The following is a 26,922-nucleotide window of genomic DNA, read 5'->3' on the forward strand; positions in this document are numbered from 1 at the left end:
CATTGTTTGAAGAAAATTGCCATAAAATAACAATCAATTGGTCACTGAATTATCTAGAGCCATTGATATTTAAAAAACGTGAGTTTGGCTTCAAAGGGACAGAAGATTATATTTTAGCTATAGATTTAAGTTTTCAGCGCCTAGCAGATGATCCCTTTATTGCTCGAAAGTGTGATTATATTCGCCCCAAATTACGCGCATCTAATGTTGGCTCTCATATTATTTTTTTCAAAACCATCGATTACGGCATCGCTATTATTCGAGTATTGCATCAACCTATGGATTTTAATAGACATCTATAACTTAAAAAATTCCTTGTTTGCTGATTTAGGAATAGCACATATTAAAGTTCAATTTTACACAAAATGATTCAAATTATTCTGCGACCAAAACGTGTCTCAACTGTGACAGGACTACACTGTAGTAGGCAGTTTTTACGCAGTAATTGGTGAATTTGAAGCGTCACAATGAATTGATTTATAAAAAATTTAAACCAGTGCATCAGGCTTCGAACCAAGGTATCTGGGGTTCGAGTCCCTTCGAGCGCGCCAGCCATTTTTGGCTCATCCCCAAATCCGGGGGCACTAATCAAGAACAAAAAACTTTAGCCCTTAACCTATACATTAATGATGCTTTGTCGCTGCACTGTTCAAGCACAACTCGAGCTTCATCACTTTGGTTAAGTTTGTGAGGATCTCTCAGGGCTCTAGCGCGTCCTGATGCTTTATTTGAAAGAAGAACGAGTCATTACAATGCCCCCAACCCCTCATTATTTTTACAATTCGACCAATAAGTGCTTAACTTAAAGTAGCGCAATAGAATTACTGTTTGATTACCCTTTAATCTTTGTGAATTAAATATGTATTACTATGAGGTAAGTGATATGTTGAATAGAAGAAAATCATCTAAAAAAAGTGATTCATCAGAGAAATATTCTGCAATCAGTGGGTCTTTAAAGGGTATCCAAATTAATACGAAACGAACCGATAGTATAGATAGATTAAACCAAGGAATAATAGAAATAAAAAAAGATAAAGAATTGTCTGATGATGTAAAAATTATTGCCCTCTTCGGTGTTTTTGTGAGGGAATATAATCGGATTGTAAAATCATTTGGTGGTGCAAATAGTAATTTAGGTAAATACATTAAAAATTTTTGTGCCCAGAATTTTGGTGTCGTTCTAGATCCAGCATTAAGCCATCATTTTGATCCAGGAAGTCTGATTCTACAAATTTTGAATTCGTTTGGCATCAAACCCTCTAATGAAAATCCCTCTGAGGAAGCCTCTTTATTAAAGACCAATACAAGAAGGGCAAATGAAGTGGAGTTTGCCTCAAAAAGTGATCCCGTGTTGGAAAGGCCAGAGGAAGTAATAGCCAAAGTAAGCCATTCACTAGATGACGCCCAAAATGATGGCGAGAAAATAGGTCAATTAACTTTACGTGATGACCCAAAACTGACGCGATTAGGAACTATGTTTGGTGCAAACCAATTTTGTTATGGAGAAAAACCTGGTGGTGTAGAGCCTGGATTTAGGGCTATTGATATAAATGAACTATTTTTTAAAGAGCTGATCCAGATCTTAGATCCAAAAAACTTGTCTTCTGAAAATCAACCTTATGATGCGAAAGCACTTAATAAATTGAGGGATAATTTGAGTAAAGAGGAAGACCTGAATCAAAAGAAAATTATTTTTGCAAAATTTATTAATTCCCAGGTACAAGGCCCTCATGCTCAAGGTGATTTAGCCCCGGGAATCAAATGGCTTTGCGATGAAGTGAAAACGGCTGTTGCCCGAAATAATCAACTAAGTGCCTGGATGTATAAACTGGATTATGCAGAAAGACAAAAAGACAGAGTTAAAGCGAATAAAGAAGCAATAAGAGAATTCGTCGGTACACATTTTGCCGGTATTTTTAGTGAACAAAACCAAAAACAGGAAATTGCCTGGGTTACTAACAAGGAAGGCGGAGTCCATGCCTTATTAGCTTGTGGTTGGAAAAATGATCTCAAAGAGTTTTCCGAATTCCTGCATGGTGGTTCTGAGCCTGATTATAATGGTGTGCTGGTTGAAGACAAGGATGCTCCCGTAAAAGAATCTAAAGAAGTTCCAGGATTAGCCAAGAATTTAATTTTGGGTATTGAACTTGGTGATCGAGATGGTATGGGTAAAAAAGCTCAAAACAAAGGTCTTGCAGATGAAGAATTTTATGGTTTTGATTACGGCAAGCCTTATGAAGGCAAAGGAGTCGCTTCAACTTTAAGTGATGATTTTTCATTTGAAGACACGTTTGCTAAAGTCCCAGCTATATTTAGAGGTTCTTCAAGCATCGGTTTGGCCCGCCATTTTATGTATCGAAACTACAGTGTTTTCTACGATACCGCTTTATCTGAGCGTATGGAAGGATTTCATTTATTGAGAAAAATGATTACTGGAGAAAACCCCAGCGAAGAAGTGATTGAAAGTCATCCAACGTTAAGGGAAGAATTGGAACGAATTGAAAAACGCACCCCGTCCCCTCAAGACTTACTGGGTCAATTAGTGAGACTCAAAAACAAATGTGATCAAGAAAGTCCATTTCAGAACTTAATCGATGCGCAAATCTTCGAAATATGCGCTGGAAAATCTAATTTTGATTTGTATTTTGCTCAAGTAAAAATGGAATTACTCGAGATGGGGATTAATAAAAATATGAATTATCAAGAACTCGCAGACTATATTGAGTTTATCAATGAAATGCAAGTCACTGCATCTAACAGCAATCAACAGATATTGGACACGTTCGAAAAACGAAGATTATTAACTGCTCAAGAAATTGATCTCCTCGATCACTTGGAAAAATATTTCTCACCGACTTCAGTAATGTCCCATGATGGCGAGGTTTTTCTGAGGAAGATGCGCTTTGATCCGCAAAGTAGCAGAATTCCATTTCAATTAAGTAAAGAAACGAATGGAACTTATACTTTAACTACAACAAACAAAGATCTTGTTAATCAATTAAGCCAGGAGTTTGGCCTCACGTGTGAACAAAATGATGCAGGATTAAGCTGCAATATAGGTAAAAATGCACTGGAACAATTAATAATTGATGCTAAAGATAAATATGATAAAAAAAGGGAGGATTTACTGATTAAACCCACCTATAAGTTAATTACTTTTCCACATTTAGTCACTTTATTGAATCAAGATAATTCCCCCAGCAATCCTAAAGTTTCTATTGGCTTTTTATGGAGAGAAGACAACAGTTTGTCACTTCGAATCACTGCAAAAACTGAGCAACAAAAAGAACTGGTAAAAAAAATATTCGGACATGAGTATACCAAAAGATCTATACGGGTTGAAATTCCATCTGGAGAGCTTACCAATGTTAGAAAACACATTGAAAAAACGCATGAAGAGTATTTGAAACTCAACACAAAAACCCAGGCAGAGCAAAGAGAGCCTACAATCCCAGTAGTATCTCAATCTACGAAAAAGACAAATAAATGGAGTGATTTTCATGAGAATTCAAAAGCTGAAACTCAAGAAAAGGCAAAACATTGCGAATTATTAGAACGATTTAGTAGGCTCATTCCTGACAACGAGGTTTTAGGTCACATTAAAAATGTAATTGAAGAGGTCACCGATCTCAAAATTATTGAACAATTATTGTCATATAATGATAGTACATTGTCTTCACCTGAAAACGTTCAAGCGATTGTTGGCGAGAATTTTACCAAAGTTAAAGTCATTAGTGATGAAATGATTGGAACTCAACAACCGGATGCATTGAGCTTAAAGCAAGATTTTTCAATAGCTCGCTAGTAAACAATCCCGACTAGAAATATCGCCATTGAGCAATATAGTTTTAAAACATCAGCCCTAGAAAAATCAGAGCCCATAAAATTAATGCGAGATAAAACAGCTTTTTTTAATATGGCATCATTAAATTCACTATATGAAAAATTGCCTCCATCAATGATAAAACGTATTGCAGAACAACTTACAAAATTCGAGAATTGGCGGTTATTGTCCCATAAGGATTCAAACGAAGCTGACTATCAATGTAGCAAAAAATTACAAAAGAATTAACTCATCAATCGTCATTTCGATTAATTCAGCTTTTGAAGAGCCCCCCATTTTTGCGTTCCTCCTTTCGGCAACAGCAATAGTGAGGCAACGATGCAATTTACATACTTATTTGGACATGGCTTCGGCAACAGGTATTTTGAGGCAATGCGTATCTTTCTATGAGAGTCTTCAATTATTTGTTTTATTTATCAATGTACTTTAATATGCACAACATTTCTTTGGAGACACTCAAATATGTCTAAATCACGTACACTAGAATCAAATTTTAAAGGTTCTGCTGCACTAATTTCACAGTCATTTTTCTATGATAATGAAGTTAAGCCTTTTGAGCCTTTCCATTCATCCTTAGATGCATTAACTCGTTTTGCGGGCATATTTACTGGTATGGGATATACTGCAGGCTATTCCTTCTATTTTGCCTTCAAATGTGTAGGAGCTATATTACACCTAAATGAACTCGATAGTGATCGTGGGGCAGTTCCAGCAATATTTGCAGGTGGTGTATCTCTTGGCTATTTACTACTTACTTTAGGAGCGATCCCATTAAATACAATTGATTTTGTAGGCTCGACATTCAACACAATTAGGAACTCTTCAGCTCGTAGTACTTTGCAAGAAAATGCAGAAAATCTTGCTGAGTCCAGCGATGTTTCATCACAAGAGATTCGTGTTAGACCATAATATGGGAGACTGTAAGAAGTATTTTTAAGATCTAAAAGTACTAGCACTACCTGACACAACAGTGACGAAAACGTGCCAACTTTTGAAGCTGTCTTATGTAGATGCCCCCCTTCATAGCCAAAAAGCTTGAAGAATTCACTGATGGAAACTATAAAAATAATGATTATTGGGATTGTAAGGATTTACAAACACATTTAAATTACCTTTACAAGGAACCTTCCTTTAAATAAATTAACAGCCAAACTTACAAATAAGGGATTATTTTTGAAGAAACGGATTGCAGTGATTGGTTCAGGGATATCTGGTTTAACGAGCTCCTATATTTTAAGCAAAAACTATGATGTTTCATTATTTGAAGCCAACAATTATCTTGGTGGTCATACAAATACCCTATCTGTAGAAACTGAAGAAGCGACATACTCAATCGATACCGGATTCATTGTGTTTAACAAAAGAACCTACCCTAACTTTTGTAAATTGCTCGAAGAGTTAAATGTTCCAATTCAACCTAGTGAAATGAGTTTTAGCTATCGCTCGGATCGACGCGGTCTTGAGTATAGTGGCCATAATTTAAATACACTTTTTTCAGATCGTCGAAACCTATTTAAGTTAGACTTTTATCGTCTAATCAAAGACATTATTGTATTTAATTCCGACGCAAAAAAATTCTTAGATCGAACTAATAATCTCGAAATAACCATCAATGACTTCATCACAGAAAACAAATACTCGGAGCAATTTATAGAATCTTATCTAGTTCCAATGATGGCTTCTATTTGGTCTAAATATAAAGAAGATACACTAAATTGTTCTGCTAGTTTTATACTAAAATTTTACAATAACCATGGGCTTCTTGATTTATACAACCGACCTATGTGGTATGTTATTAGGAATGGTTCGAAAAACTATATCGTACCTATGATTAAGAAACTTAAAGATCAAATATACTTAAATTCTAAAGTAGATTTAATCAAACGAGAAAATAATAAGATCGCGATAGTAACCAACTCCCAAGAGCACGTTTTTGATGCTGTTGTATGCGCGACTCATAGCGATCAAGCCCTAACCATGCTTGAGAAACCTACTCATGAAGAAATCGGCATTTTGTCAGCAATCAAATATACTGAAAACGAGGTAGTGCTTCATAAAGACAGAAATATAATGCCAAAAAATAAAAGGGCTTGGGCAAGTTGGAATTACTTTGATAACCAAGGCACAGCGCCCACACTCACCTACTATATGAATCGATTGCAGTCAATTAAATCCAATCATGATTTTTTTGTATCGGTTAATCTTGCAAATGAAATTGCTGAAAATCAAATAGTCCAATCATTTAAATATGCGCATCCCTGTTTGAATGTGTCTGCCTTAAAAGCGCAACAGCAAATTGCTTTGATTAATGGAATGAATAATACGTACTATGTCGGAAGTTATTGGGGTTATGGCTTTCATGAAGATGGAGTCAATAGTGCGATAAATACGTGTAAGCTGCTAGGAACCTAGATGATGAAGCATCTAATTTTTACGGGTCATGTGCGACATCGCCGTTTTTTTCCTAAACGGCATCAATTTTCATATAAATTATTTATGTTCTGTTTTGATCTGGCTAACATAAATACTTCATTCAGAGACATCAAACACGTATCCATAGAGAAATTTAATTGGTTTTCATTTAGACGAAAACATTATCTTAATGAATCGACTATGCCTCTTGATGAATATGCTCGTCAGTTGATAATGAGTCGGTATGGAACGTACCCAAAGGGAAAAATCTATTTATTAACCCAACTGAGTTGTTTAGGGTATTGCTTTAACCCCATCAGTATTTATTTTCTCTTTGATGAAGCGAATCAAAATTTGGACTATTTAATTTTGGAAGTCACGAACACCCCTTGGGGAGAGCGGCATAATTATATTCTTAAGCATTCAGCCAAACCTAAGAATGAAATCTATTCTTATCAATTTCAAAAAGAGCTGCATGTATCACCATTCATGTCTATGAATTATACCTATCGAATCAATTTAAAATTAAATCAACAAAAAATAGTTGTTCATATGGAAAATTATTGTGAGGGAAAAAAGGATTTTGATGCGACATTAACATTAAAGGCCGAGGATAACTCATCCATTAAAAAGGTATTCTGGAAGCATCCGTTAATGACCTATAAAGTTGCGGCTGCAATTTATTGGCAAGCATTAAAATTATGGATTAAGGGTGTTCCATTTCATGCCCACCCACGATCAAATAAAAGGACATAGCATGAACCAAAATAATTATTTATCCACTCTGAGTGTAAGATTCTGCAAAAAAATCTTTTTTAAGTTATTAAATGGCATCACACATGGGGCTGTCGAAGTCAATGATCATGAGAGCCGCTATGTATTTGGTCATGAACAAGAAAAAAATGATTTAATTCCTACAATCAATATAAATAATCCCAATGCTTATAGAGCAATCCTTCTTGGAGGCTCTGTTGGTGCTGGAAAAAGTTACATCGATGGAAATTGGGATACAAACGACCTACAAAAATTGATTACACTTTTTATTAAAAATGACTCCCTCTTCAATAATATTGAAAGTCCCATCGCTCGTTTTTTTAATTTGATGAGAACCATAAGCTATAAATTAAAAAATAATTCAGTTCGTCGCGCTAAAGAGAATATTCTGGCCCATTACGACTTAGGAAATGATTTCTTTAAATTAATTCTCGACCCCTCAATGATGTATTCTTGCGCGCTTTATAAACCATCGGATATCAGCTTGGAGGAAGCTTCTAAGAAAAAAATTCAAGCTATATGTAGTGCATTGCAACTTAAACCCAGTGATCATATATTGGAAATAGGCACAGGATGGGGTGGATTTGCTTGTTATGCAGCGCAAGAGTATGGCTGTAAGGTGACCACAACGACCATTTCAGAAAAACAATACCTTTATGTCAAAGAAAAAATCAGTCAATTGGGCTTAGACAATCAGATTCAATTATTAAAAGAAGATTACAGAAAGCTTTCTGGACAATACGATAAAGTAGTTTCAATCGAGATGATTGAGGCAGTTGGACATAAATATTTTGATACCTTTTTTCAACAATGTAATCAGCTTCTTAAACCTGAAGGTTTATTCTTCTTACAGGCAATCGTAATTAATGATCAAGCCTATGAAGCAGCAAAAGATGAGGTCGATTTTATTAAAAAATATATTTTCCCTGGCGGCTGCTTGCCCTCGGTGTTTTCGATAAATAAATCAATTGCCAGCAAAACCACCTTGCAATTGCTGTCATTTGAAGACATAGGACAACATTATGTTTCTACTTTGAATGATTGGCATAAAAAATTATTAGCAAATAAACAAGAAATTCTTGCACAAGGATTTACTGAGTCTTTTATTCGAACCTGGGAATTCTATTTTTTTTATTGTGCCGCGGGCTTCCAGACCAATTACATTAGTGATATTCATGCCTTGTGGCGAAAGAGAAGATGAAGACATTACATTACCTGATTCATACAATTGCTTACTATGTAGCTTGGTTTGCATGCATCCTACTTGCTGCTCGCGGATATGCATGGATAAGCCCTCTTATTGTAGTTGCTTGTGTTTTGTTGCAATTGTACTGGCAACATCAAACGAGAAGGCCCCTACAAGGGCTATGGCTTTTATTAGCGATAGTCGTCTCTATCAGTACTCTGGTCGATAGCACTCTGGTTTATAAAGGAATTGTAATTTATTCAGCAAACCCCTTTTCTCCCTATTTTACTTCTCCTTGGATGATGACTATATGGATAAGTTTTACGGTTGTTTTATATGCCACATTAAGTAGCCTATTCGATCACCTGCTTTTGCTCGGGCTTTTGTCATGTGCAGGCTTTTCGTTGGCATTTCGCATTGGAGGAAGCTTGGGCGCTGCTTTTTTTCCTTATGGCAGCGATATAACTTGTCTTTTTATTGGGTTAATTTGGTCTCTTTTATTGCCATTTTGCGTCTACTGTTACCAAAAAGTAAAGGAGAGTAAATAATGTATGCTCTCTGTACCGTAGTAATTTATCTTATTTTACAAATGAGTTTCATGTGGGGATTATATCGAATTCTAAAAAATCCTTCCGTTGTTGATGTTTCATGGTCATTAGGGTTAATGGTTTCAGGTTTAATTTATTTAAGTTTAACTACGCTAAATACTCGTACTTTGATTATTGGTTGTCTTCTCATTCTATGGGCCTTACGCCTTGCAATCTATCTATGGTACACCCGAATAAGAAAAGGACATGTTGATAAGCGCTATCTCGAACTGAGTTCAAATTGGAAAATAAGCCCCTCTCTCGGTTTTTTTATTAACTTCCAACTCCAAGGACTATTGATTCTAATTATTTCAAGTGTATTTTTTCTGATTAGCAAATCAGGACTGACTCATATTTCCTTATTAGATAGCATTGCATTTTGCATTATTTTAGTCGGAATCATGGGTGAGACTTTGGCCGATTTGCAGCTGCAACGTTTCAAAACTCGACACAAAGGGGAAGTTTGTAACGAAGGCTTATGGAATTATTCTCGTCACCCCAATTATTTTTTTGATTGGTTGAGTTGGATGGGATTCGCCTTATTTGCGATACAGTCAAATATTGGGTACTTAAGCATACTTTCTCCTTTAATGCTTTATGTCATTTTTACCCGTATGACAGGTCCCTTGACCGAAAGAGGTTCCATACAATCAAGAGGACAAAAATACATTGCATATCAAAAGCAAACCTCAATGTTTTTCCCTTGGTTCAAGAAAAAAATCGATTCTGAATGAAGACCGCAAATAGACTACTCAAACCACATAACACCATTCCCCAAATAAAATCGATTAGGGTTATCTTCCAAGGCCAGCTTGCGAGGATTGAGTAATTGGTAAAATCATATATCCCATAGGTCACAAGACCAAGGATTATTCCTCCAGCTAATGCTTGCAGGTAATTACCTTGTGCGCCAGGAAGAACAAAATAAAGAATGCCTAAGGTGATGCAAACATAAACAACTGCTGCTGCCCACCAAATAGGCGCCATTCCCTCAGTTGATTTACGTAACAACATGCCGATGTGTTCTGCATAAATACTTTTGGCAATGAAGCCTAACCAAATCATGTCCAGTACAAAGACACAAATCATCGTGAAGAAAAAAAGCCCTATAAGTTTCATCATAGTTCTCCATAAATAGCAACAATTACTTTTGGGTCAAGTTCTGTTCTAATACAGATTTAGGCACCGGTTTAACATCCCAAACGATACCCATTAGTTCTAAAAGTTTGATTAGGTAGTAGGTAATGTCAATTTCCCACCATCGAAAACCTTGACGGGCTGATGCGGGATAATGATGGTGGTTATTATGCCAACCCTCGCCAAGTGTAATTAAGGCAAAGAAAAGATTGTTTTTACTGTTATCTGAAGTTTCATAAGGTCTTGTACCATAGACGTGGCACAGTGAATTGATAATCACGGTTGTATTAAACGTTGCCACTAAGGAAATACTAAAGCCCCAGACGAGCATTTCACCAATTCCGGTATTCCATTGAGGCGCATAAGTCTGTAGCACCCAGCCGATTACGAAAAGGACAAAAAACAATAATGCTGGCATCAAAATATCATAGCGTTCAAGAAAAACGAGTTCAGGATATTGCTCCAAATCCCTGACTCGCTCCGGATTGTAGTGATAATGTTTCTTTGTTAAAAACCAACCTACATGACTCCACCAAAATCCATGTTGTACCGGTGAATGTGCGTCTTCTGCAGTATCAGACACCATATGGTGCTGCCTGTGATGTGCAGCCCACCAGAGAGGACCCCGTTGAGCAGAGGTTCCTGCAAGGGCTGCAAAAATGAATTGCCAAAAGCGACTTGTTTTAAATGCCTTGTGTGAGAAATAACGGTGGTAAAAAGCACCGATTGTGAATAGACGAAAAAAGTACAGAATAAGTGCTGTACCTATGGCAATCCAACTAAAGCGTACAGAAAAAACCAACAGGCAGCTCAGGTTAATCATCACGAAAGGAATCACTCGAATCCAATCAATTTTATTGCCCAATGATTCATCGGGAGTATAATTATTTTCGCTTACAATCCAACTGCGTATCAAGCATCCTAAAGACTTCATCAAATTAATCCCTAATTCTTCACCAAATCCCAAATAGTAGCTTATATCACCATTCATTCAATTTAAAACTAATTATTTTTATTTTGCTTATATTTTGAATGAATAGGAATATAATCAAAAGATTGTGGTCCACTTTCTGAGCCGCATTCATCGTACGTATTATCAGCACACAGAAAAAATTCCTCTGCTCCATATTCAGCTGCTCGGGACATAGCATCGTCAATAGAGTTGAAATGCAAAAGTTCTTTTCCTTTATGAATAAATTCATCGGAATCTTTAGCAATAATTTCTACTATATATTCATGCAGCTCGATTGGTGAATAAATCAAAGCGATTGGTTTAGAACTATTCTTAGCCTGATTAATGAGACCTTCACGTGTTTGATTTGCCATGATTCAATTCCTCATGAAACTATATTAGATAAATTATAGCTGCCATTTAGGCACCTAATGGTAATGCTCCTCTGTTTTACCTCTAAAAAGATAATAGGCATACAAGGTATATGCAAGTAAGATCGGCAACATAATAACCACACCAACTAATATGAATGTGAGTGTCGAAGATGGCGCTGCCGCTTCCCAAATCGTAATCTGATGTGGAATCAAATAAGGATAAACACTGATGGCTATGCCTACATAAGAACACAAGAATATGATAATGCTGTAAATAAACGGCTTGCGCTCATTATTAGAATTCAAAGATAAGTTTCTCCAAGTAAGATAAATCGCAAGTGCAGTACTTAGAGGGAGTGGGCTTAACAATAAAAAATTAGGAAATTGATACCAGCGATGAAAAACTTCAGCACTGTGCAATGGAGTCCAGATACTAACAAAGACTAAAAAGAAACTGACAATAATTAATAAGCCCTGGGCATAATGAACCATTTTTCGTTGAAGTCTACCTCTACTTTTGATAATCATCCACGTTGCGCCAAGAAGCCCATAACCACTAATTAAGGCAACACCGGTAAATAAGCTAAATGGAGTTAACCAACTACCCTGACTTATTGTCATTGTTTGGGGATCCATTGAGAACCCTTGAACAAAACATCCTAAAATAACTCCTTGAAAAAAAGCTGCAGCAACTGAACCTATCGCAAATAACCAATTCCAAACGGGTTTTGAGCGATCCGCTTTAAATCGAAATTCAAAGCTGACGCCGCGAAAAATCAAAGCAATAAGCATGAACATTAACGGCATGTAGAGAACAGGTAGAAGAGCCCCATAAACCAGTGGGAATCCTCCATAAAGGATAGCACCACCAAAGACCAACCAAGTTTCATTGCCATCCCATACAGGTGCAATTGAATTCATCATTTTATCCCGCTCATTCTCACTGCTGGTAAAAGGAAATAAAATTCCAATACCCAAATCAAAACCATCCAAAATGACGTACATCATGACAATGAAGGCAAGCAATACAGCAAAAATAAGTGGAAGCATTATTTTTTCTCCACGTTTAAATCAGTCATGTACTGAAAAGCGTGATGTTCAACATGGTCTTGCTCAATCACTTCGGGGCCCAAACGGATAAGCTTCAACAAATAATACAGATAAAAACCAAAAACAATTCCATAGGCAAGAACAAGGAGAACAAAAGAGATAATCACGTCTTCAGTACTGATTGCTGAAACCGCATCATGAGTTTTTAATAACCCGTACACCACCCAAGGCTGTCGTCCAATTTCGGCAGTGAGCCATCCTGAAATAGTAGCTATAAATCCGAGTGGCGTTAGTGCAAAACACCAGTAATGAAACCATGTTGCCTGATAAACTTTGTTTTTGTAACGGAGGAGTAGACCTAAAATTGCTGTTGCGAACATCAAAAGACCAATGCCTACCATAATTCTAAATGAGAAAAAAACAGGAGCAACTCTCGGTTGTTGGTCAGTTGGTACCGAATCCAAACCAACCATTTTTCCATTCCAATCATGTGTATTGATTAAACTGGCTAGTTTAGGTATTTCAATAGCATACTTATTTTGTTGTTGTTCTTGAGAAGGCCAAGCAAATAAGACCAAAGGCGCACCGTTCTGAGTATGCCAAAGCCCCTCCATGGCCGCTGTTTTAAGCGGTTGATGCTCTTTAACCATCAGCCCTACAACATCACCTACCCCAATTTGAACAGGAACAAGAATCAAAGCAGCCCAAAGTGCAAAGGACATGGTTTTCTTTGCTGCCTCCACTGCTTTTTTGCGAAGCAAATAATAAGAAGCCACACCCATAATGACAAAAGAAGTTGTCACATAAGATGCTAAGACCATATGGATAAAACGAGGTATAAACGATGGGTTCATCACTACAGCCCACCAACTGGCGACTACGTACTTTCCATCAATCATCTCATAACCACTAGGTGTTTGCATCCATGAATTGGCCGACATAATCCAAAAAGCAGAAATGGTTGTCCCAATAGCAACAAGCAAAGTTGCAATAAAATGCAGCAGCGGCGGTACCCTTTTCCAACCAAAGAGCATCACGCCTAAAAAACCTGCCTCAAGGAAAAAGGCGGTCAGTGTTTCATAAGCAAATAATGCCCCCAAAACATTACCAAACTGAGTGATAAACGGACCAAAATTCGTTCCAATTTGATAGGCAAGCACAATGCCCGAAACGACCCCCATTCCAAAAGTAAGAGCAAAAATCTTAGTCCAAAGTTTACATATTTCAAGATAAACTGTTTTTCTTGTTTTTAGCCAAAATAGCTCCATGATGACTAAAAAAACAGCCAATCCTAAATTCAATGTGGGAAATAGAATATGAAACCCAATGCTAAAACCAAACTGGATACGTGATAGAATTTCCACAAGCATTTCATCACTCCGTTTATAACCAACTGAGTTTTGCAATGCAGCGTGACCGCATTACTGCTCCACTAGAAATTATCGTATATGTACAATAAATTATCAAATATATTTGACTGACAACTTATTAGCACAACTGATGAGTCTTTGCTCTTCGAACATAATCCTAAAAAACAGCTGCTTTCGTAGTGAGAATGATTCATGTGCTTAAATGGAGGTCAACTTTTTTTAAAGTTTAGATGACTGAGGGTTAATTCATTCAAAAATATTGAAGTTTTTACTTGCTTCAATCATATTTAACGTACTCCTCTTCAACGAATCATACTATGGCTAATTATTTGGTTATTGCGGCAAGTAGTGCAATTGGACAATCAGTTACTACTTTGTTGAAAAATCGCGGCGACACGGTATTTACCACTGCAAGGGATAAACATAAAATTAATCCAGACTTTTTAATTGATGCCTGCGATTTTGATGCAGTTAGCGATGTGTTTCGAACGGTTGGCAACATTGATGGTGTTGTTAATTGCGCGGGTTCATTACTCTTGAAAAGTGCCCATTCGACAACATTTGAAGAGTTTCAAACCTGCATTAATGCTTCGTTAACTACCGCATTTGCAACAATTCGTGCTGCTGGTTTGATGATGAAAAATGGCGGCTCAGTAGTTTTGATTTCATCAGCAGCAGCCTTGGTTGGACTCGCAAATCATGAGGCGATTGCTGCAGCTAAAGCGGGAGTTATAGGTCTTGCTCAAGCAGCAGCAGCTACTTATGCCCCCAATAATCTAAGAGTCAATGTGGTAGCACCAGGAATGGTAAATAGCCCATTAACCTCACCTTTACTAAATAATCAGTTAGCTCATAATGCATCCAAAGCGATGCACCCTTTAGGACGTATTGGTACACCTGACGATATTGCTCAAGCGATTGTATTTTTACTTAGTCCAGAAAATAGCTGGATAACCGGCCAAGTTCTTGCGGTGGATGGGGGCTTAAGCCGTGTTCGTCCCAAGATGAAAATTTAACTAACTTATAAAAATCGAATTTATGGCAAAACTCTGTTTTATTTTAGGCGATCAATTGAGTGAAAGTTTGTCTGCACTTAGTGAAATAAATATGCATGATGATGTTGTATTGATGTGTGAAGTTACAGAGGAAGCAACTTATGTCAGTCATCATCCCAAAAAAATTGCATTTTTGTTCTCTGCAATGCGCCATTTTGCTCAAACACTAAAGATAAAAGGATATCGCGTCCGCTACACAAAATTTGATGATCCCGACAATCAAGGCAGCCTAGTCAAAGAACTTATACGAGCCGTTGAAGAACTAAGGCCTTCAGCAATATGCCTTACTGAGCCAGGGGAATGGCGGGTTCTTAAAATGTTTGAAGATTTGAAAAGTAAATTGCCGGTCTCATTAACGGTTTACGAGGACCATCGCTTTTTATGCACCATTAATGAATTTAACGATTGGGCCAAAGGAAAAAAGCAACTACGCATGGAATTTTTTTACCGGATGATGCGTCAAAAATATCATATTTTAATTGATAACAATGGAAGTCCAATCGGGGGTTCTTGGAATTATGATGCGCAAAATCGTAATCCTGCAAAACACATCCCTTCTTTTCCAAAACGCTTGGATTATCCAAAAGATGAGATTACTGCCGAAGTTTTGAGATTGGTGGCAGCATATTTTTCAAAACATTTCGGTCAATTACATCCCTTTGACTTGGCTGTGACTCGCGCCCAAGCCTTGTCCGAAGCAAATTATTTTATTAATCATTGCCTTATCTCTTTTGGTGCCTATCAGGATGCTATGTTAACGAATGAAACAACTTTATATCATTCTAAACTATCGTTTTATCTTAATGCCGGACTGTTGTTACCTATAGAGTTATGTCGTATGGCAGAACAAGCTTACCTAGAAAAAAAAGCCCCTCTTAATTCAGTAGAAGGATTCATACGTCAGATTCTTGGTTGGCGCGAATTCATCCGTGGTATTTATTGGCATTTTATGCCTGCCTACAAAGAAATGAATCACTTTCATGCTAATAGAGACTTGCCAGCTTTTTTTTGGGGTGCAGATACTAAAATGTTTTGTATAAGGGAAGTCGTTCGCCAAACTTCAGTAGAAGCTTATTCGCATCATATCCAACGATTAATGATAACCGGTAATTTTGCATTACTTGCAGGCATAAATCCTAAGCAAGTGTGTGAATGGTATCTTGCTGTTTATGCCGATGCCTATGAGTGGGTAGAGCTTCCTAATACTTTAGGTATGGCACTTTATGCTGATGGTGGTTTGATGGCCAGCAAACCCTATGCTGCCAGTGGAAAATACATTCAGCGCATGAGTAATTTTTGTGAATCGTGCTCTTATAATCCAAATGATTTATTAGGAGAAAAAGCCTGCCCATTTAATGCGTTATATTGGAATTTTCTTAAACAAAACGAAGAAAAGCTTAAAAATAATCCTCGACTTCACTACGCCTATATGAATTGGCAAAAAATGGCCCCGGATAAAAAAGAAGCCACTCAAACCAAGGCACAAGAAATCCTAACTTCTTTAGACTCAGGCTGTCTTTAGGCTTGAGCATTAAGAGCCCAAATGATCCCATTGAGATAGCTCGCAAAAATAAGCCACAAAAAATAGGGGATTATGAGTAAAAGGATTCCTTTTTCCTTACTTCTAACGGTCATTAAAATAATGGCAGCATTCAAACCCACCATGATTAGTATCCATAAAAAACTAAAACCCAACCAATGCAGTTGAAAAAAAAGCGGGGTCCATAGCCAATTCATCACTAATTGTACTAGGTAAAGACTAAGTACTGTTTTAGTGTGGGGCTTGTTGCGATTTTGCCATAATGTAAATCCAACAATCGCAAGAAAAGCATATAAGATTGACCACACCACGGAAAATACCCACCCGGGAGGAGTTAAAATTGACTTATGAAGCCCCTCATACCAGGAATAGATGTTCGCTTGCGTTAGTAAGCCCAATAAGAAACCAATCAGTTCAAAGGATAGGATCAAAATAATCAGTTGAATTCCGTTTTTCTTGTTCAAACTCTTCTCTCCATATTTGATGCTAGATAGTGAGGATATTATATATTTTATATGAGTGAAAATACGACGCTGCGATTATGTTTTGATGAGTTATTATTGAATGTTACATCTAAAATAACTTCATGTGGTCTGTTCATAATTTTTGCCGCACTTTAGCCATTTTTTTGGGGAAAATTTATATCTGCTGAGGAAAAAAAGCGGACTAGATCTTTTAACTCCTCCTGCTGCACCTGGGCATTAATCCAATTAAGCTTTACCTGAGTTGTTGCCTGTTCTCGTTGATTCACGAGAAACAAAGTGCTATCCCCTGCATGAAACCTTTGTGTCTCTCCTTGCTGCACCTTCAATGCCAAATCATACTCTTTTTTTAAAAATGCTATCTGCTGATGAATTCTTCTTATCCCGATATAAAGATTGGTAAGTTCATTCCTAAGCTGCTCATACATAAACTTTTGTTCTGCTCTGATTTGGTATAGCTCACTTTGGGTACGAATTAATTTACCTTTTGCTTCCCTCTGGAGTACAGGGAATTTGAAAGAAACTCCTATATAGGCGGCTTCTGGTATTAACAATGGATATCCTCCAGTACCATTTTGTTTAAACGTGTATGCAGTAGCATCCAAATTAGGCAGCAGCTCATTTTGTGCTAAATCACGTTTAAGCTTGATGATTTTTGAGTAATTTTGTAGCTTCTTAAGTGAAGGATGATGCGCTAACTGCGATATGCCAGGCGCTAATTGTCTTGGGTTGGTTAACACGCGCAGAGGAAGGCTGTTTTCCGATGGAACTTTGGGATTTCCTTGTTCATCTCGATAATACAGAGATAAATTAATTCCAGCCTGTTCAAATATCATCTTTCCTTGGTTGAGCAATTGTTCTCTCTGGACTATTTGTTGCAAATTCTCAGTAATCGCAAGTTTAGGAAGATCACCTTGATTCGCCTGTTGCTCAATAGCATGTTGCCGCTTTTGAGCCAATTTTAGTAGGTGTCTAAATGTTCTTAATTGCAATCCAGCCTCAACCCATTGCCAATAGGCTTTGATTGTTTCCTGATAAATTTTAATTTTAATCGCTTCCGCGTCGTTTTTTTTCATTTCAATCGACTCCGCGGTAGTTAATAAATTGGTTCGCTCCTTATCAATCAATCGATCCTGAAGTAAAGGCAGTGAAAGTCCTGCTCGATATTCCCCGCCTGAATTGGTTAAGTAATTTTGATAATAAATCGGCCAGTTCCCATTCCCATTTCGATAACCAGCAAATAATTTGACTCCATTATAAAAGGTAGGAACAGTAAGCTGGGTATCTCCATAATTGTTAATATAGCCACCAGCAGGTTGAGAACGAGTATTTGCATCAAGAGATGGGTCAAACTTTCCCAATGCACTCAAGTGAGCACCTTGAGCTTTGGTAATTTCCAAACGTGCAATTTTAATTTTTGGATAATATAGAGTTACTTTCCGCAGCACCATATCCAAAGTTAATTTGTGTGGTTCACTTGCGATACATACCGTGGAAAGGAGCAAATAACAAAATCCTAAGATCAACTGACTCTTAAATTCGCTATGAGTATAATATCTCTTCATGGCTGAGTCTTCTCTGGAGTACTTTCAGGCGGAAAACCATTAAACTGGCGCCACAGTTCATACCATAAAGGCACTTCTCCTAATTGAACCCAACCATGTACACGTACACCTTGTCTTAAAAATTGTGGCTGAGGCCAGGGCTCATCAGGAACAATTACTGCACGAAATAATCCCGTACCATTGTCTGTAGGGTCTATAAAGGAAACCGTACCTCCAAAAGTGCCAACAGCAATTGCAGGCCAACCTCTAAATTGGATCGCAGGCCATCCTTCAAACTGTAATCGAGCTTTTTGATGAATTCGAACAAATGGAATATCATTACCATCTATCCATAGTTCCACAGCTCGTGATTCAGTCTGCGGAATGATTTGAGCCAAAACATCGCCAGCTTTGACAACCACACTCTCTTGGCCTGTCAATCGTTTATAAATTACCCCTGCTACATGCGCCTTTATAAGTTGTGATTGCTGACGTGCAATACGTACGTCAATATCCACCATATCAATGTTTGCTTGCGCTAACTCGCTTTGATATTTGGAGTATTCAATTTGTGCTAATTCATATTGACGCTTTGAATTAATTCCCTGTTGATACAGTTTTTTTTGGCGCTCAAGATTAGATTTTCCCGCAACAATTGATTGCTCTGCGGCCTCAATCCGAAGGGCAATTGCTTTTTTTTCCAATTCTAATCGTGTTAGTAACTTGGGATCATTATCTGTGATATCGACCAAAGGATCTCCTGCTTTTACGGTCATCCCCTCATCGACATACCATTTTTTGATACGTCCATTGATTGGAGAATTAACCGTGTGAAGCCTCTCGGTGGGAGAAAACGCAATCACTTTGCCATTGCCAAGAGCAAACTGTTGCCATGGAGTGAACGCTAAAAACAGAGTGATAATCAGGGCAATAATAAAAATTATTTTGGCAATTTTTTGGGGCTTTGGTAGTTTTTTTATCATTGCATAGGCATGTAATTTCATGAAAGCACCACATGATTTGTCACTTTTTTAAATTCATGGTTTTGGGTGACCAAAATCAAAATCGTATTTTTTAAGTTCAGCAATGGTGTGATAAGAAGTTCACTTTTTTCGTTCTCTAATCCATCAAAAACTCTGTCAATTATGAGCAACTGAGGTTGAAGCAAGACAGCTCGTATAATCATAAGAGCAATCAGTTCGAATTGTGTAAACTCATTTTGCCAATCATAAATAATCGTTTTTAAGCCATCGGGCTGACGCATTATTTTTTCAGATAGTCCAAAGTGTTCTAATTGCTCCATAATTATTTTCAGTGGTGTATTTTTATGGTTAAGTACTAAATTGTCATAGATACTTCCGGCAAACCACTCGGGTTTTCGCAACAATAAACTGAATTGACGAAGTGCTGATCGATGTTCTTCATTACACAAATTTTGATTCACTAAAATGGCCATGTCATATTTTTTTCCAAACCCTAAAAGCGACTCGGAAAATGTTTTGCAGCGTTCTGCATCTTGAGAATAAATAAAGAGTGGTTGCTCCAAAGCGGCAACTGCCGGACTTTTATGTGGAAATTTAATTTCTATCGATTTCATCGGTAGAAATAGAGCATTAAGATCCATTTTAATTTCTTCTACTGATAAATTAAGTACTGTATCAATCTTACCTTCAGAAGCAATTAAATCGTAATAATTCTCTAGAAGTACGCCAAATCGTTTAAATGCATAAATCAATGCACCAAGTACGATTTCAGCAGCCACTAACTGCCCCAAACTGAGTTGATTTTTAATAACGAGATATCCCCCTAAGCCCAGAAGGAGGCTGCTGGAAAGCGCAGAAAGCACATAAAATCCAATTTGATGTTGTATGAGCTGTCTAAAATGAGTATTTCTTGCATGTAAAAAGGAAACTAATCGCTTATCCGATTGTAACGTAGCGTAATGGCTGCATTTGCTAAACCGAAATAGAAACCGATTGATTAAAAGCTCTTCGAGCCAGGAGCCTACCTGATGCTTTTGAGCACATTCTTCTTTTGCGCTGGCGAGTCCTTTACGATAGGGAATGAAAATAATCAAGATGATGCTTAGAATGATAAATCCATCAAAGATCAGGAATAATGGATGGTAAAATAGGAGCAGTAATAACCCAAAAAAAAGTTGAAGCCCTAAGTTAACCCCATATAGTAAAAGACTTGAAAGTGATTTCTTGATGGTTACTACTTCAAAAAAACGATTAACCAGCTCTGGCCCATTGTGTGTTGAAAAATTATCCAAAGAGAGGTTGTTGAATTGTCTCGTGAGATTCAAACTTATCTTCACCATCAATTTTTGTTGCACTACTTCCAGAATTACCGTTTGCCATATATTTAATGCGCCTAGTGCCAGCATCAGAATCAGAACTATAAAGCTCAAGGTAACAACAGGCTGCAGTAACTTTCCAAAGGCAATCAAATTAATTAATGTCTGCGCTGCAATCGGAATACTCAAAGTTAATAGACTTGCTACCAAACTAATGAGTGCAATGGATAAGAGTGTTGGCTTATCTAAAACATCCCTGATTGAATTCATTTTTTCCTAATTATCCTTTTTTATTTTTCAAAGACATCAATGTTTTAATTTTTTCATTATGAAATACTCAAGCGATTCAATAGCCTTGTTCTGTTTTTTCCTTTTTAATAAGGATACATGAATTTCACTCAACTTAGGTAAGAAATTCTCATCAAGGCGGTCAAGATCGCTGGGAATCATACTCCGTTGTATCGCAGTAATTCCTAGTCCTGCGCGCACAGCAGCCATTTTCACCGCATAACTTGGGCTACTAAACACAAGACGCCAATTTAAATGATTCTTTTCTAGAGAATCAATCACATTACCACGATAGACGCAAGGTGTTGGTGAAAGCACTAGCGGAATTGGGGTGGTTTTGTTCAGTTGAGTCAGAAGCTCTCTTTTTCCTACCCAGTCTACTGGCTCATTCCAAACATCTACACCCTCAGCAATATGATTTATTTGATTGGTTTTAATCAAAATCAAATCAAAATCGCCTTGGTTAAAACGCTCGATTAAATTAAGCGTGAGCTCGCATTCAACATTGAGCATCACCCGTGGATGATGTCGTGAAAACTCAACCAGTACATCTGATAAAATCATTGAAGCAAAATCCTCAGGCAGACCAAAACGAATCTCTCCATGAAGCTCGGGTGCTTTAAAACGGTCCAGTGATTCGCGATGAAGTTCATAAATCTTTTTGGCATAGCCTAAAAAAAGCTCTCCATCTGGTGTCAAAGACAACTCACGTCCTCGAAGAATTAATGGTTTTTCAATTAACTGCTCGAGTTTTGCAATTTGCTGGCTTACCGCCGATTGAGTACGCCCCACTCGAAGTGCGGCTTTTGTAAAACTCTGGGTTTCTGCTACCGCCAGGAAGCACTGCAAGGTCACTGTATCAAGACTCATTAGAATTCCTAATATCAAACATTAATATTATTAATTTAACTTATATAAGTTTATCTAATATATTTACATTGTAGCAAAACAATTTCTTATGAGGAATACTGTGAATACATTAATACATTTTTTAGATGGTGCGCTTCTGGCATGTCCGACACTCGCGCTGCTAGTTAACTGTGGCAGTGGCAGGAAAAAAGCAGTCTTAGCTGCTCGTTGGGCAAGTTTTTTTGTAGGATTTGGTTTTATAATCGGCCTTTTTTTATTAGGCCATCTCACTTTTGCAGAACCACCTAAAACCAACCTGTATATCACTTTTAATACCTTAAGTTTATTACTTTCGACTTTAATTTTATTGGTAAGTTTTACCGTTCATCGATTTTCTTTAAGGTACATGGATGGTGACAAACTCTATTCCCGTTACTTTAGTACCCTTGCAGCCATTACTCTGAGTGCCATAGTTATGGTTCTTGCCGATAACCTCTTTCTGTTTTGGCTATCCTGGTCGCTAAGCAATGTTTTCCTAATTTTGTTAATTGTTCATAAAAAAGAATGGACTGCTGCAAAAAACTCAGGACGACTCGCTCTAAGTACCCTATTACTAGGCAGCATCAGTTTGTTAGCAGCCGTTATTCTAATCACCTTAAGTGGTGACACTACGTCAATCCAAGCTTTAGACGAAAAAGAGTTTATAAATTCCTCTGTTTTTACAACTGCGATGACTCTTATCACGCTCACCGGTTTAACTCAGTCGGCCATCTGGCCCTTTCATCGCTGGCTTATAAGCTCTTTAAACTCGCCAACACCTGTTTCTGCTTTGATGCATGCAGGTCTTGTAAATGGCGGTGGGATCATCATTGTAAAGTTTGCACCACTATTTTCAGCATCCAGCGGCTTACTCATGATTGTATTCATTCTGGGTGCTGTCTCAGTATTTCTGGGAACTTTTTGGAAGCTCATGCAGCATGACATCAAGAGAATGCTAGCCTGCTCAACCTTGGCGCAAATGGGATTTATGATGATGCAATGCGGTCTGGGACTATTCGCAGCGGCTGTTGCCCATTTGTGCTGGCATGGTCTATTCAAGGCTTATCTGTTCTTGAGTTCTGGATCTATCATGACGCAAAAAAACAATGAACCTAAAATTCATGCATACAAACCAGCTGTATTACTCATTGCAAGTATTGGTGGCTTTATAGGCATGCTTGGTTTTGCCTTTATGACGAACAAGCCTATCTTATCTCTGCAAGCAACCACCTTTTTACTGGTTTTTGCATTCATTGCAGGAACTCAACTGATGCTAACGCTAATGGACAATCGTTTGTCCATCACAAATATGACGATTGGATTATTGATGTCTTCCTTAGCTGGTTTGATTTATGGAGGAAGCATACATCTGATTGAGTTGTTGCTTCCTAATTTGACTCAGTTTTACTTACCCAAGCTTTCGATACTTCATCTGATGACCTTGTTACTTCTCGTATTACCCTGGCTTATGTTTAATCTTGGGTTAACGAAAAGAATAAAAGAATCCAATTTCTGGTGCTGGTTTTACATGAACTTGTTCAATCAAAGCCAACCATCTCCAAAAACTGTAACCACACTACGGTCTGGTTATAAATACTAATTATCCTGAGGAGTAACTATGAGAACAGCAAAAGTAATCGCGAACGAAGAAAAATCAAATGAATACTCTATGAAAACAAATAATTCAGTCAAAGCCCAAAGCAGGAAACTTGAAGTGCGTGCATTGGTGGACAATGCGGCCAAACGAATTGCTCCAGTCTGGCCGCTAGAAACCTTTATAGCCTGCAACCCGTTGCAAGGATTTGAAGCACAAACTTTTGAAGAAGCCTTGGCAATGGGTGGTTTTAGACGAAAGGAAAATACACGCAATCGCGCTTTAGAAGAAGTCAACCTGCACATGATTAAATGGTGTGGCGGCTTTTTTGATGCAGGACAAGGTGCTATCGAAATGCCGCATCGAGATAAAGGATTTTATTTCGGATTTTTAAAATTAGCCTATTTTGATAAGAAGCTTCATCACAATAAAAAAGAGGCAAAAAAATGGTTAATGGGCTTGCCTGAAGAGGCTGAAGAGGCAATTATTCTTTGCCTGAATAAACTTCAGGTACCCAAGGAAAAAGAGGAAGAGTTCATCACACAAACCTTTCTTCATTTACCGGGTTGGGCTGGTTTTGTGAAATGGAAAACTCACTGGCACAATCCAACGACAGTAGACAAAATCCCTGTTTCACTAACTGATTTTCTTGCCGTACGTCTCGTGATTACCTGTTTGCTCTGGCCAGATGCTTCCCAGGAAAAAAAAAGCGAAGAAGATGGTTCTTTGGTTCAAAAAGCTCTTGAAGAAATAAAAAGCAATGAAAAGCAATACGAGCAAGCTTTGATAAAAACACTTTTGCCTGAGGTGAATCAATTAGCGAAGAATACCAAAAGAGCTGATGCGCAACTTGTGTTTTGTATTGATGTTCGCTCCGAACCCATCCGCAGGACTATAGAGAGGCTGGGCAATTATCAAACACTGGGATTTGCTGGCTTTTTTGGCTTGCCTATTCGCGTACAAGAGTTTGAGAGTGGTAAAACAAAAGACTGCTGCCCTGTATTATTAAAACCACGTTATCGCATCGATGAAAGACCAAATGCTGCAAATGCACGTTTTATTGAACAACACCAACAGGGAAAAGTAATAAAGTCTAATCTTGGCAAGCTTTATCAAGAATTAAAGTATAATTTTGCAACACCTTTTGCATTAGTGGAAACACTTGGCGCATGGTGTGGTTTGAAGATGTTGTCTCAATCGCTTGCTCCAAATTTTACCAAGCAATCGAGTCAAGCGTTAAACCATTATATCTCCCCCAAAATCCAAACAGAACCTTCGTTTGAATTAACTGAGTCCAATTTGGAACATGGCATCGCCCTAGATGAGCAGATTGACTATGCCGAAACCGTATTACGACTCATGGGGCTCACTGCAGATTTTGCAAAAATCATTATTCTTTGCGGTCATGGAAGTACCACAGAAAATAATCCCTATGCTTCCGCGTTAGATTGTGGTGCCTGTGGTGGGAATCATGGTGGAGTCAATGCCAAATTACTCGCCGCGATACTTAATAAGACAGAAGTGAGAAGCGCTTTGGAGCTTAAGGGCATTCATATTCCTCTCGACACAGTGTTTTATGGTGCACTTCATAATACCACTACCGACTCCGTTGAAATTTATAACCTGAAAACAAGTAAAATCATTTATCCAAGCCTACTAAATCAGTTGCTTGTTGATTTGGAGGAGGCAAAGTTCAGCAATAATTTTGAGCGAGGTCGAAAATTAAATTCAATCGATGCAGCAAAGGACATTCAGCGAAGAAGTCAGGATTGGTCTGAAACAAGACCTGAATGGGGTCTTGCACGCAATGCCGCTTTTATTGTTGCCCCTCGCACTCTAACAAAAAACATCAATCTTGATGGTCGATGTTTTTTGCATTCTTACGATTGGGAACAAGATCCTGAAGGGAGTTTCCTTGAAACGATTCTGACAGCACCCATGGTCGTTGCTCAATGGATTAATACCCAATATTTGTTTTCAACCCTCGATAACGTTGCTTATGGAAGTGGGAGCAAAATCACCCACAATGTCACGGGTAAAATTGGCATCATGCAAGGTAATGGCAGCGATTTAATGCATGGTCTTCCCCTGCAATCGGTGATGAGCAGTGATGAAAGGCCCTACCATCAGCCCCAACGTTTACTGACTGTAGTTTATGCACCAAAAGCACTTGTATCAAACATCATCGAACGACAAGCGATTTTAAAAACATTGTTTTTCAATGAATGGGTTCACCTTGTCATCATTGAGCCGAGTTCTGGTTTAGCCTACAAACTGAATCAAACAGGCAATTGGATTTTATCAAACTAAAAGGAGGAAAAAAATGAATGTTATTAAGGTTCAGGAGCGAAAGGATATTGGAATCAATCTTCATCCAATGAAGAAAATAGAAATCATAGTCTCTGGCGAGCATGAGCAGCTCATCAGCTCGATGATGGAGGAAGCAAAAGTCACAGGATTTACTTTATTAAGGAACATCTCGGGTAAAGGTCATAATGGATTTCATGAGGGAAAAATATTATTCAACGACAGGGCTTCACTGATTATGTTTCTAGCCGTAGCACCAGAGGAGGTAATTGCAACTCTTGCTTTAGGAATGAAAACCTTATTTCAACAGAATTCCGGTGTTATGTTCGTCTCCGATGTTGATGTGGCGCGAATGGATTATTTTCACTCAAACACAGAGGATTAATCATGCATTATAAAAATCAGTCCGTTTTACTTGCCTCAAAACATGAAAAAGAAAAAGCAATCGCCGACGCATTTTTTGAAAAACTAGCGTGCACACTTGATGTGCACGAGTTTGATACCGACCAATTTGGTACGTTTACTGGTGAAATAGCAAGGACATTAAGTCCCTTTGATACCTGTGTTTTGAAAGCAAGACGTGCCGCAGAACATTATGGGTATGAGTTAGCAATTGCAAGCGAGGGAAGTTTTGGCCCTCATCCCGCGCTTCCTTTTATTCCCAGTGACCATGAAATCATGGTGTTTTTAGATCGCAAAAACAATTGGGTTATTACAGAGCAGTATACTACACCCAAAACAAATTACCGTATGATGGCCATAACCCCACAAACAGAACTGGGCGATTTTTTAGAAAAAGCAGGTTTTCCCGAGCATGCACTGACCCTGCAAACCAACAGCGACAAAAAGGTCCTTGCGAAAGGGATTAGAGACATCAAGGCGCTCGAGACTGCCTTGGATCTTGGATTTCAACAAGAAAAGGAGCTCTTTATCGCAACAGATATGAGAGCCATGATGAACCCAACACGGATGCATGCGATTTCTGTACTCGCCCAAAAATTAGCCGAGCGAATTCAATGTTGTTGTCCCAATTGTTGTACACCTGGTTTTGGGTTTAAAGAAACCTCCGGCCATCTTCCTTGCAAAGAATGTGCCTCAGCAACGTCCTTATATCAGCATGAAATATGGGGTTGTATCCAATGTGATTATCGCGACACACGCTCTCGAAAAGACGGTTTAGAATTCGCAGATCCTCAATATTGTCATAATTGTAATCCTTAGAAACATAACCAATTTAGG

Annotated in this window: 25 protein-coding genes; 14 read left to right on the top strand and 11 right to left on the bottom strand. The window is 38.0% G+C overall.

Annotated elements, in window-relative coordinates:
• Positions 1 to 2: 2 nt before the first annotated feature.
• Entirely contained in the window at positions 3 to 302 is a 300-nt protein-coding gene (locus BW930_RS11365) for a type II toxin-antitoxin system RelE/ParE family toxin (protein WP_058466891.1), read from the top strand.
• A 557-nt stretch (positions 303 to 859) separates the two neighbouring features.
• A complete protein-coding gene (locus tag BW930_RS11375; protein WP_131756862.1) occupies positions 860 to 3,805 on the top strand; it encodes a hypothetical protein in 2,946 nt (981 codons plus the stop codon).
• On the opposite strand, the gene BW930_RS17530 is transcribed toward BW930_RS11375, so the two are convergent.
• A complete protein-coding gene (locus BW930_RS17530; RefSeq protein ID WP_082647055.1) occupies positions 3,802 to 3,972 on the bottom strand; it encodes a pentapeptide repeat-containing protein in 171 nt (56 codons plus the stop codon). The two genes, BW930_RS11375 and BW930_RS17530, sit on opposite strands and share 4 nt — an antisense overlap.
• A gap of 334 nt (positions 3,973 to 4,306) precedes the next feature.
• Here BW930_RS17530 and BW930_RS11385 point away from each other — a divergent pair, with 334 nt between their 5' ends.
• The 6 genes from BW930_RS11385 (at position 4,307) to BW930_RS11410 (ending at position 9,537) form a co-directional block, all read left to right on the top strand.
• Complete coding sequence (locus tag BW930_RS11385) at positions 4,307 to 4,753, top strand: hypothetical protein (protein WP_058466887.1); 447 nt, start codon at positions 4,307 to 4,309, stop codon at positions 4,751 to 4,753.
• A gap of 264 nt (positions 4,754 to 5,017) precedes the next feature.
• On the top strand, positions 5,018 to 6,256 hold the full coding sequence (locus BW930_RS11390; protein WP_058466886.1) for an NAD(P)/FAD-dependent oxidoreductase: 1,239 nt from the start codon (positions 5,018 to 5,020) through the stop codon (positions 6,254 to 6,256).
• Entirely contained in the window at positions 6,257 to 7,012 is a 756-nt protein-coding gene (locus BW930_RS11395; RefSeq protein WP_058466885.1) for a DUF1365 domain-containing protein, read from the top strand.
• A gap of 1 nt (position 7,013) precedes the next feature.
• Positions 7,014 to 8,231, top strand: a complete 1,218-nt coding sequence (locus BW930_RS11400; protein WP_058466884.1) for an SAM-dependent methyltransferase — start codon at positions 7,014 to 7,016, stop codon at positions 8,229 to 8,231.
• On the top strand, positions 8,228 to 8,764 hold the full coding sequence (locus BW930_RS11405) for a DUF2878 domain-containing protein (protein ID WP_058466883.1): 537 nt from the start codon (positions 8,228 to 8,230) through the stop codon (positions 8,762 to 8,764). The genes BW930_RS11400 and BW930_RS11405 overlap by 4 nt, the downstream gene beginning before the upstream one ends.
• The gene (locus BW930_RS11410; RefSeq protein WP_058466882.1) at positions 8,764 to 9,537 is read left to right on the top strand and encodes a DUF1295 domain-containing protein; all 774 of its coding nucleotides are present in this window, start codon (positions 8,764 to 8,766) and stop codon (positions 9,535 to 9,537) included. The genes BW930_RS11405 and BW930_RS11410 overlap by 1 nt, the downstream gene beginning before the upstream one ends.
• On the opposite strand, the gene BW930_RS11415 is transcribed toward BW930_RS11410, so the two are convergent.
• The 5 genes from BW930_RS11415 to BW930_RS11435 form a co-directional block, all read right to left on the bottom strand.
• Positions 9,512 to 9,925, bottom strand: a complete 414-nt coding sequence (locus BW930_RS11415) for a DUF2177 family protein (protein ID WP_238587819.1) — start codon at positions 9,923 to 9,925, stop codon at positions 9,512 to 9,514. The two genes, BW930_RS11410 and BW930_RS11415, sit on opposite strands and share 26 nt — an antisense overlap.
• 22 nt (positions 9,926 to 9,947) lie before the next feature.
• Positions 9,948 to 10,874, bottom strand: a complete 927-nt coding sequence (locus BW930_RS11420; protein WP_058466929.1) for an acyl-CoA desaturase — start codon at positions 10,872 to 10,874, stop codon at positions 9,948 to 9,950.
• A gap of 68 nt (positions 10,875 to 10,942) precedes the next feature.
• Complete coding sequence (locus BW930_RS11425) at positions 10,943 to 11,266, bottom strand: DUF6482 family protein (protein WP_058466880.1); 324 nt, start codon at positions 11,264 to 11,266, stop codon at positions 10,943 to 10,945.
• Positions 11,267 to 11,320: 54 nt separating this feature from the next.
• On the bottom strand, positions 11,321 to 12,316 hold the full coding sequence (gene cydB, locus BW930_RS11430) for a cytochrome d ubiquinol oxidase subunit II (protein ID WP_058466879.1): 996 nt from the start codon (positions 12,314 to 12,316) through the stop codon (positions 11,321 to 11,323).
• A complete protein-coding gene (locus tag BW930_RS11435) occupies positions 12,316 to 13,686 on the bottom strand; it encodes a cytochrome ubiquinol oxidase subunit I (protein ID WP_058466878.1) in 1,371 nt (456 codons plus the stop codon). The genes cydB and BW930_RS11435 overlap by 1 nt, the downstream gene beginning before the upstream one ends.
• Positions 13,687 to 14,003: 317 nt before the next feature.
• Between BW930_RS11435 and BW930_RS11440 the strand changes: the two genes are divergently transcribed.
• Positions 14,004 to 14,702, top strand: a complete 699-nt coding sequence (locus BW930_RS11440; protein WP_058466877.1) for an SDR family NAD(P)-dependent oxidoreductase — start codon at positions 14,004 to 14,006, stop codon at positions 14,700 to 14,702.
• A 22-nt stretch (positions 14,703 to 14,724) separates the two neighbouring features.
• Positions 14,725 to 16,263 carry a cryptochrome/photolyase family protein gene (locus tag BW930_RS11445; RefSeq protein ID WP_058466876.1) on the top strand — a complete coding sequence of 513 codons (1,539 nt, stop codon included), beginning with the start codon at positions 14,725 to 14,727 and terminating at the stop codon, positions 16,261 to 16,263.
• On the opposite strand, the gene BW930_RS11450 is transcribed toward BW930_RS11445, so the two are convergent.
• The 5 genes from BW930_RS11450 to BW930_RS11470 form a co-directional block, all read right to left on the bottom strand.
• Positions 16,260 to 16,745: a TspO/MBR family protein gene (locus BW930_RS11450; protein ID WP_058466875.1), complete on the bottom strand. Its 486-nt coding sequence runs from the start codon at positions 16,743 to 16,745 to the stop codon at positions 16,260 to 16,262. The genes BW930_RS11445 and BW930_RS11450 overlap by 4 nt on opposite strands.
• A 152-nt stretch (positions 16,746 to 16,897) precedes the next feature.
• On the bottom strand, positions 16,898 to 18,328 hold the full coding sequence (locus tag BW930_RS11455) for a TolC family protein (RefSeq protein WP_058466874.1): 1,431 nt from the start codon (positions 18,326 to 18,328) through the stop codon (positions 16,898 to 16,900).
• Positions 18,325 to 19,311 (bottom strand): efflux RND transporter periplasmic adaptor subunit, encoded by a 987-nt coding sequence (locus BW930_RS11460; protein WP_058466873.1) that lies wholly within the window; start codon positions 19,309 to 19,311, stop codon positions 18,325 to 18,327. Before BW930_RS11460 ends, BW930_RS11455 begins: the two co-directional genes overlap by 4 nt.
• Positions 19,308 to 20,876 carry an ABC transporter transmembrane domain-containing protein gene (locus BW930_RS11465; protein WP_058466872.1) on the bottom strand — a complete coding sequence of 523 codons (1,569 nt, stop codon included), beginning with the start codon at positions 20,874 to 20,876 and terminating at the stop codon, positions 19,308 to 19,310. The genes BW930_RS11460 and BW930_RS11465 overlap by 4 nt, the downstream gene beginning before the upstream one ends.
• Positions 20,877 to 20,912: 36 nt before the next feature.
• Positions 20,913 to 21,764 (bottom strand): LysR substrate-binding domain-containing protein, encoded by an 852-nt coding sequence (locus BW930_RS11470; RefSeq protein ID WP_058466871.1) that lies wholly within the window; start codon positions 21,762 to 21,764, stop codon positions 20,913 to 20,915.
• Between the two features lie 88 nt (positions 21,765 to 21,852).
• Here BW930_RS11470 and BW930_RS11475 point away from each other — a divergent pair, with 88 nt between their 5' ends.
• From BW930_RS11475 to BW930_RS11490, 4 genes are read left to right on the top strand one after another with little or no spacing between them, the layout of a single operon-like run.
• Positions 21,853 to 23,382, top strand: a complete 1,530-nt coding sequence (locus BW930_RS11475; protein ID WP_115266208.1) for a proton-conducting transporter transmembrane domain-containing protein — start codon at positions 21,853 to 21,855, stop codon at positions 23,380 to 23,382.
• An 18-nt stretch (positions 23,383 to 23,400) separates the two neighbouring features.
• Positions 23,401 to 25,686 carry a DUF2309 domain-containing protein gene (locus BW930_RS11480; protein ID WP_058466869.1) on the top strand — a complete coding sequence of 762 codons (2,286 nt, stop codon included), beginning with the start codon at positions 23,401 to 23,403 and terminating at the stop codon, positions 25,684 to 25,686.
• Positions 25,687 to 25,699: 13 nt separating this feature from the next.
• Complete coding sequence (locus tag BW930_RS11485) at positions 25,700 to 26,068, top strand: P-II family nitrogen regulator (RefSeq protein WP_058466868.1); 369 nt, start codon at positions 25,700 to 25,702, stop codon at positions 26,066 to 26,068.
• A gap of 2 nt (positions 26,069 to 26,070) precedes the next feature.
• Positions 26,071 to 26,904, top strand: coding sequence for a DUF6671 family protein (locus tag BW930_RS11490; RefSeq protein WP_058466867.1), 834 nt, complete (start codon positions 26,071 to 26,073; stop codon positions 26,902 to 26,904).
• Positions 26,905 to 26,922: the final 18 nt, after the last annotated feature.

The sequence above is a fragment of the Fluoribacter gormanii genome, from assembly GCF_900156395.1.
In the GTDB taxonomy this organism is placed as follows: Bacteria; Pseudomonadota; Gammaproteobacteria; order Legionellales; family Legionellaceae; genus Legionella; species Legionella gormanii.

Coding starts and splice junctions, on each gene's coding strand:
- BW930_RS11375 (WP_131756862.1), top strand. CDS start 860: ATGTATTACTATGAGGTAAGTGATATGTTGAATAGAAGAAAATCATCT.
- BW930_RS11385 (WP_058466887.1), top strand. CDS start 4,307: ATGTCTAAATCACGTACACTAGAATCAAATTTTAAAGGTTCTGCTGCA.
- BW930_RS11395 (WP_058466885.1), top strand. CDS start 6,257: ATGATGAAGCATCTAATTTTTACGGGTCATGTGCGACATCGCCGTTTT.
- BW930_RS11400 (WP_058466884.1), top strand. CDS start 7,014: ATGAACCAAAATAATTATTTATCCACTCTGAGTGTAAGATTCTGCAAA.
- BW930_RS11405 (WP_058466883.1), top strand. CDS start 8,228: ATGAAGACATTACATTACCTGATTCATACAATTGCTTACTATGTAGCT.
- BW930_RS11410 (WP_058466882.1), top strand. CDS start 8,764: ATGTATGCTCTCTGTACCGTAGTAATTTATCTTATTTTACAAATGAGT.
- BW930_RS11415 (WP_238587819.1), bottom strand. CDS start 9,925: ATGATGAAACTTATAGGGCTTTTTTTCTTCACGATGATTTGTGTCTTT.
- BW930_RS11420 (WP_058466929.1), bottom strand. CDS start 10,874: ATGAAGTCTTTAGGATGCTTGATACGCAGTTGGATTGTAAGCGAAAAT.
- BW930_RS11425 (WP_058466880.1), bottom strand. CDS start 11,266: ATGGCAAATCAAACACGTGAAGGTCTCATTAATCAGGCTAAGAATAGT.
- cydB (WP_058466879.1), bottom strand. CDS start 12,316: ATGCTTCCACTTATTTTTGCTGTATTGCTTGCCTTCATTGTCATGATG.
- BW930_RS11435 (WP_058466878.1), bottom strand. CDS start 13,686: ATGCTTGTGGAAATTCTATCACGTATCCAGTTTGGTTTTAGCATTGGG.
- BW930_RS11440 (WP_058466877.1), top strand. CDS start 14,004: ATGGCTAATTATTTGGTTATTGCGGCAAGTAGTGCAATTGGACAATCA.
- BW930_RS11445 (WP_058466876.1), top strand. CDS start 14,725: ATGGCAAAACTCTGTTTTATTTTAGGCGATCAATTGAGTGAAAGTTTG.
- BW930_RS11455 (WP_058466874.1), bottom strand. CDS start 18,328: ATGAAGAGATATTATACTCATAGCGAATTTAAGAGTCAGTTGATCTTA.
- BW930_RS11460 (WP_058466873.1), bottom strand. CDS start 19,311: ATGAAATTACATGCCTATGCAATGATAAAAAAACTACCAAAGCCCCAA.
- BW930_RS11465 (WP_058466872.1), bottom strand. CDS start 20,876: ATGAATTCAATCAGGGATGTTTTAGATAAGCCAACACTCTTATCCATT.
- BW930_RS11470 (WP_058466871.1), bottom strand. CDS start 21,764: ATGAGTCTTGATACAGTGACCTTGCAGTGCTTCCTGGCGGTAGCAGAA.
- BW930_RS11475 (WP_115266208.1), top strand. CDS start 21,853: ATGAGGAATACTGTGAATACATTAATACATTTTTTAGATGGTGCGCTT.
- BW930_RS11480 (WP_058466869.1), top strand. CDS start 23,401: ATGAGAACAGCAAAAGTAATCGCGAACGAAGAAAAATCAAATGAATAC.
- BW930_RS11485 (WP_058466868.1), top strand. CDS start 25,700: ATGAATGTTATTAAGGTTCAGGAGCGAAAGGATATTGGAATCAATCTT.
- BW930_RS11490 (WP_058466867.1), top strand. CDS start 26,071: ATGCATTATAAAAATCAGTCCGTTTTACTTGCCTCAAAACATGAAAAA.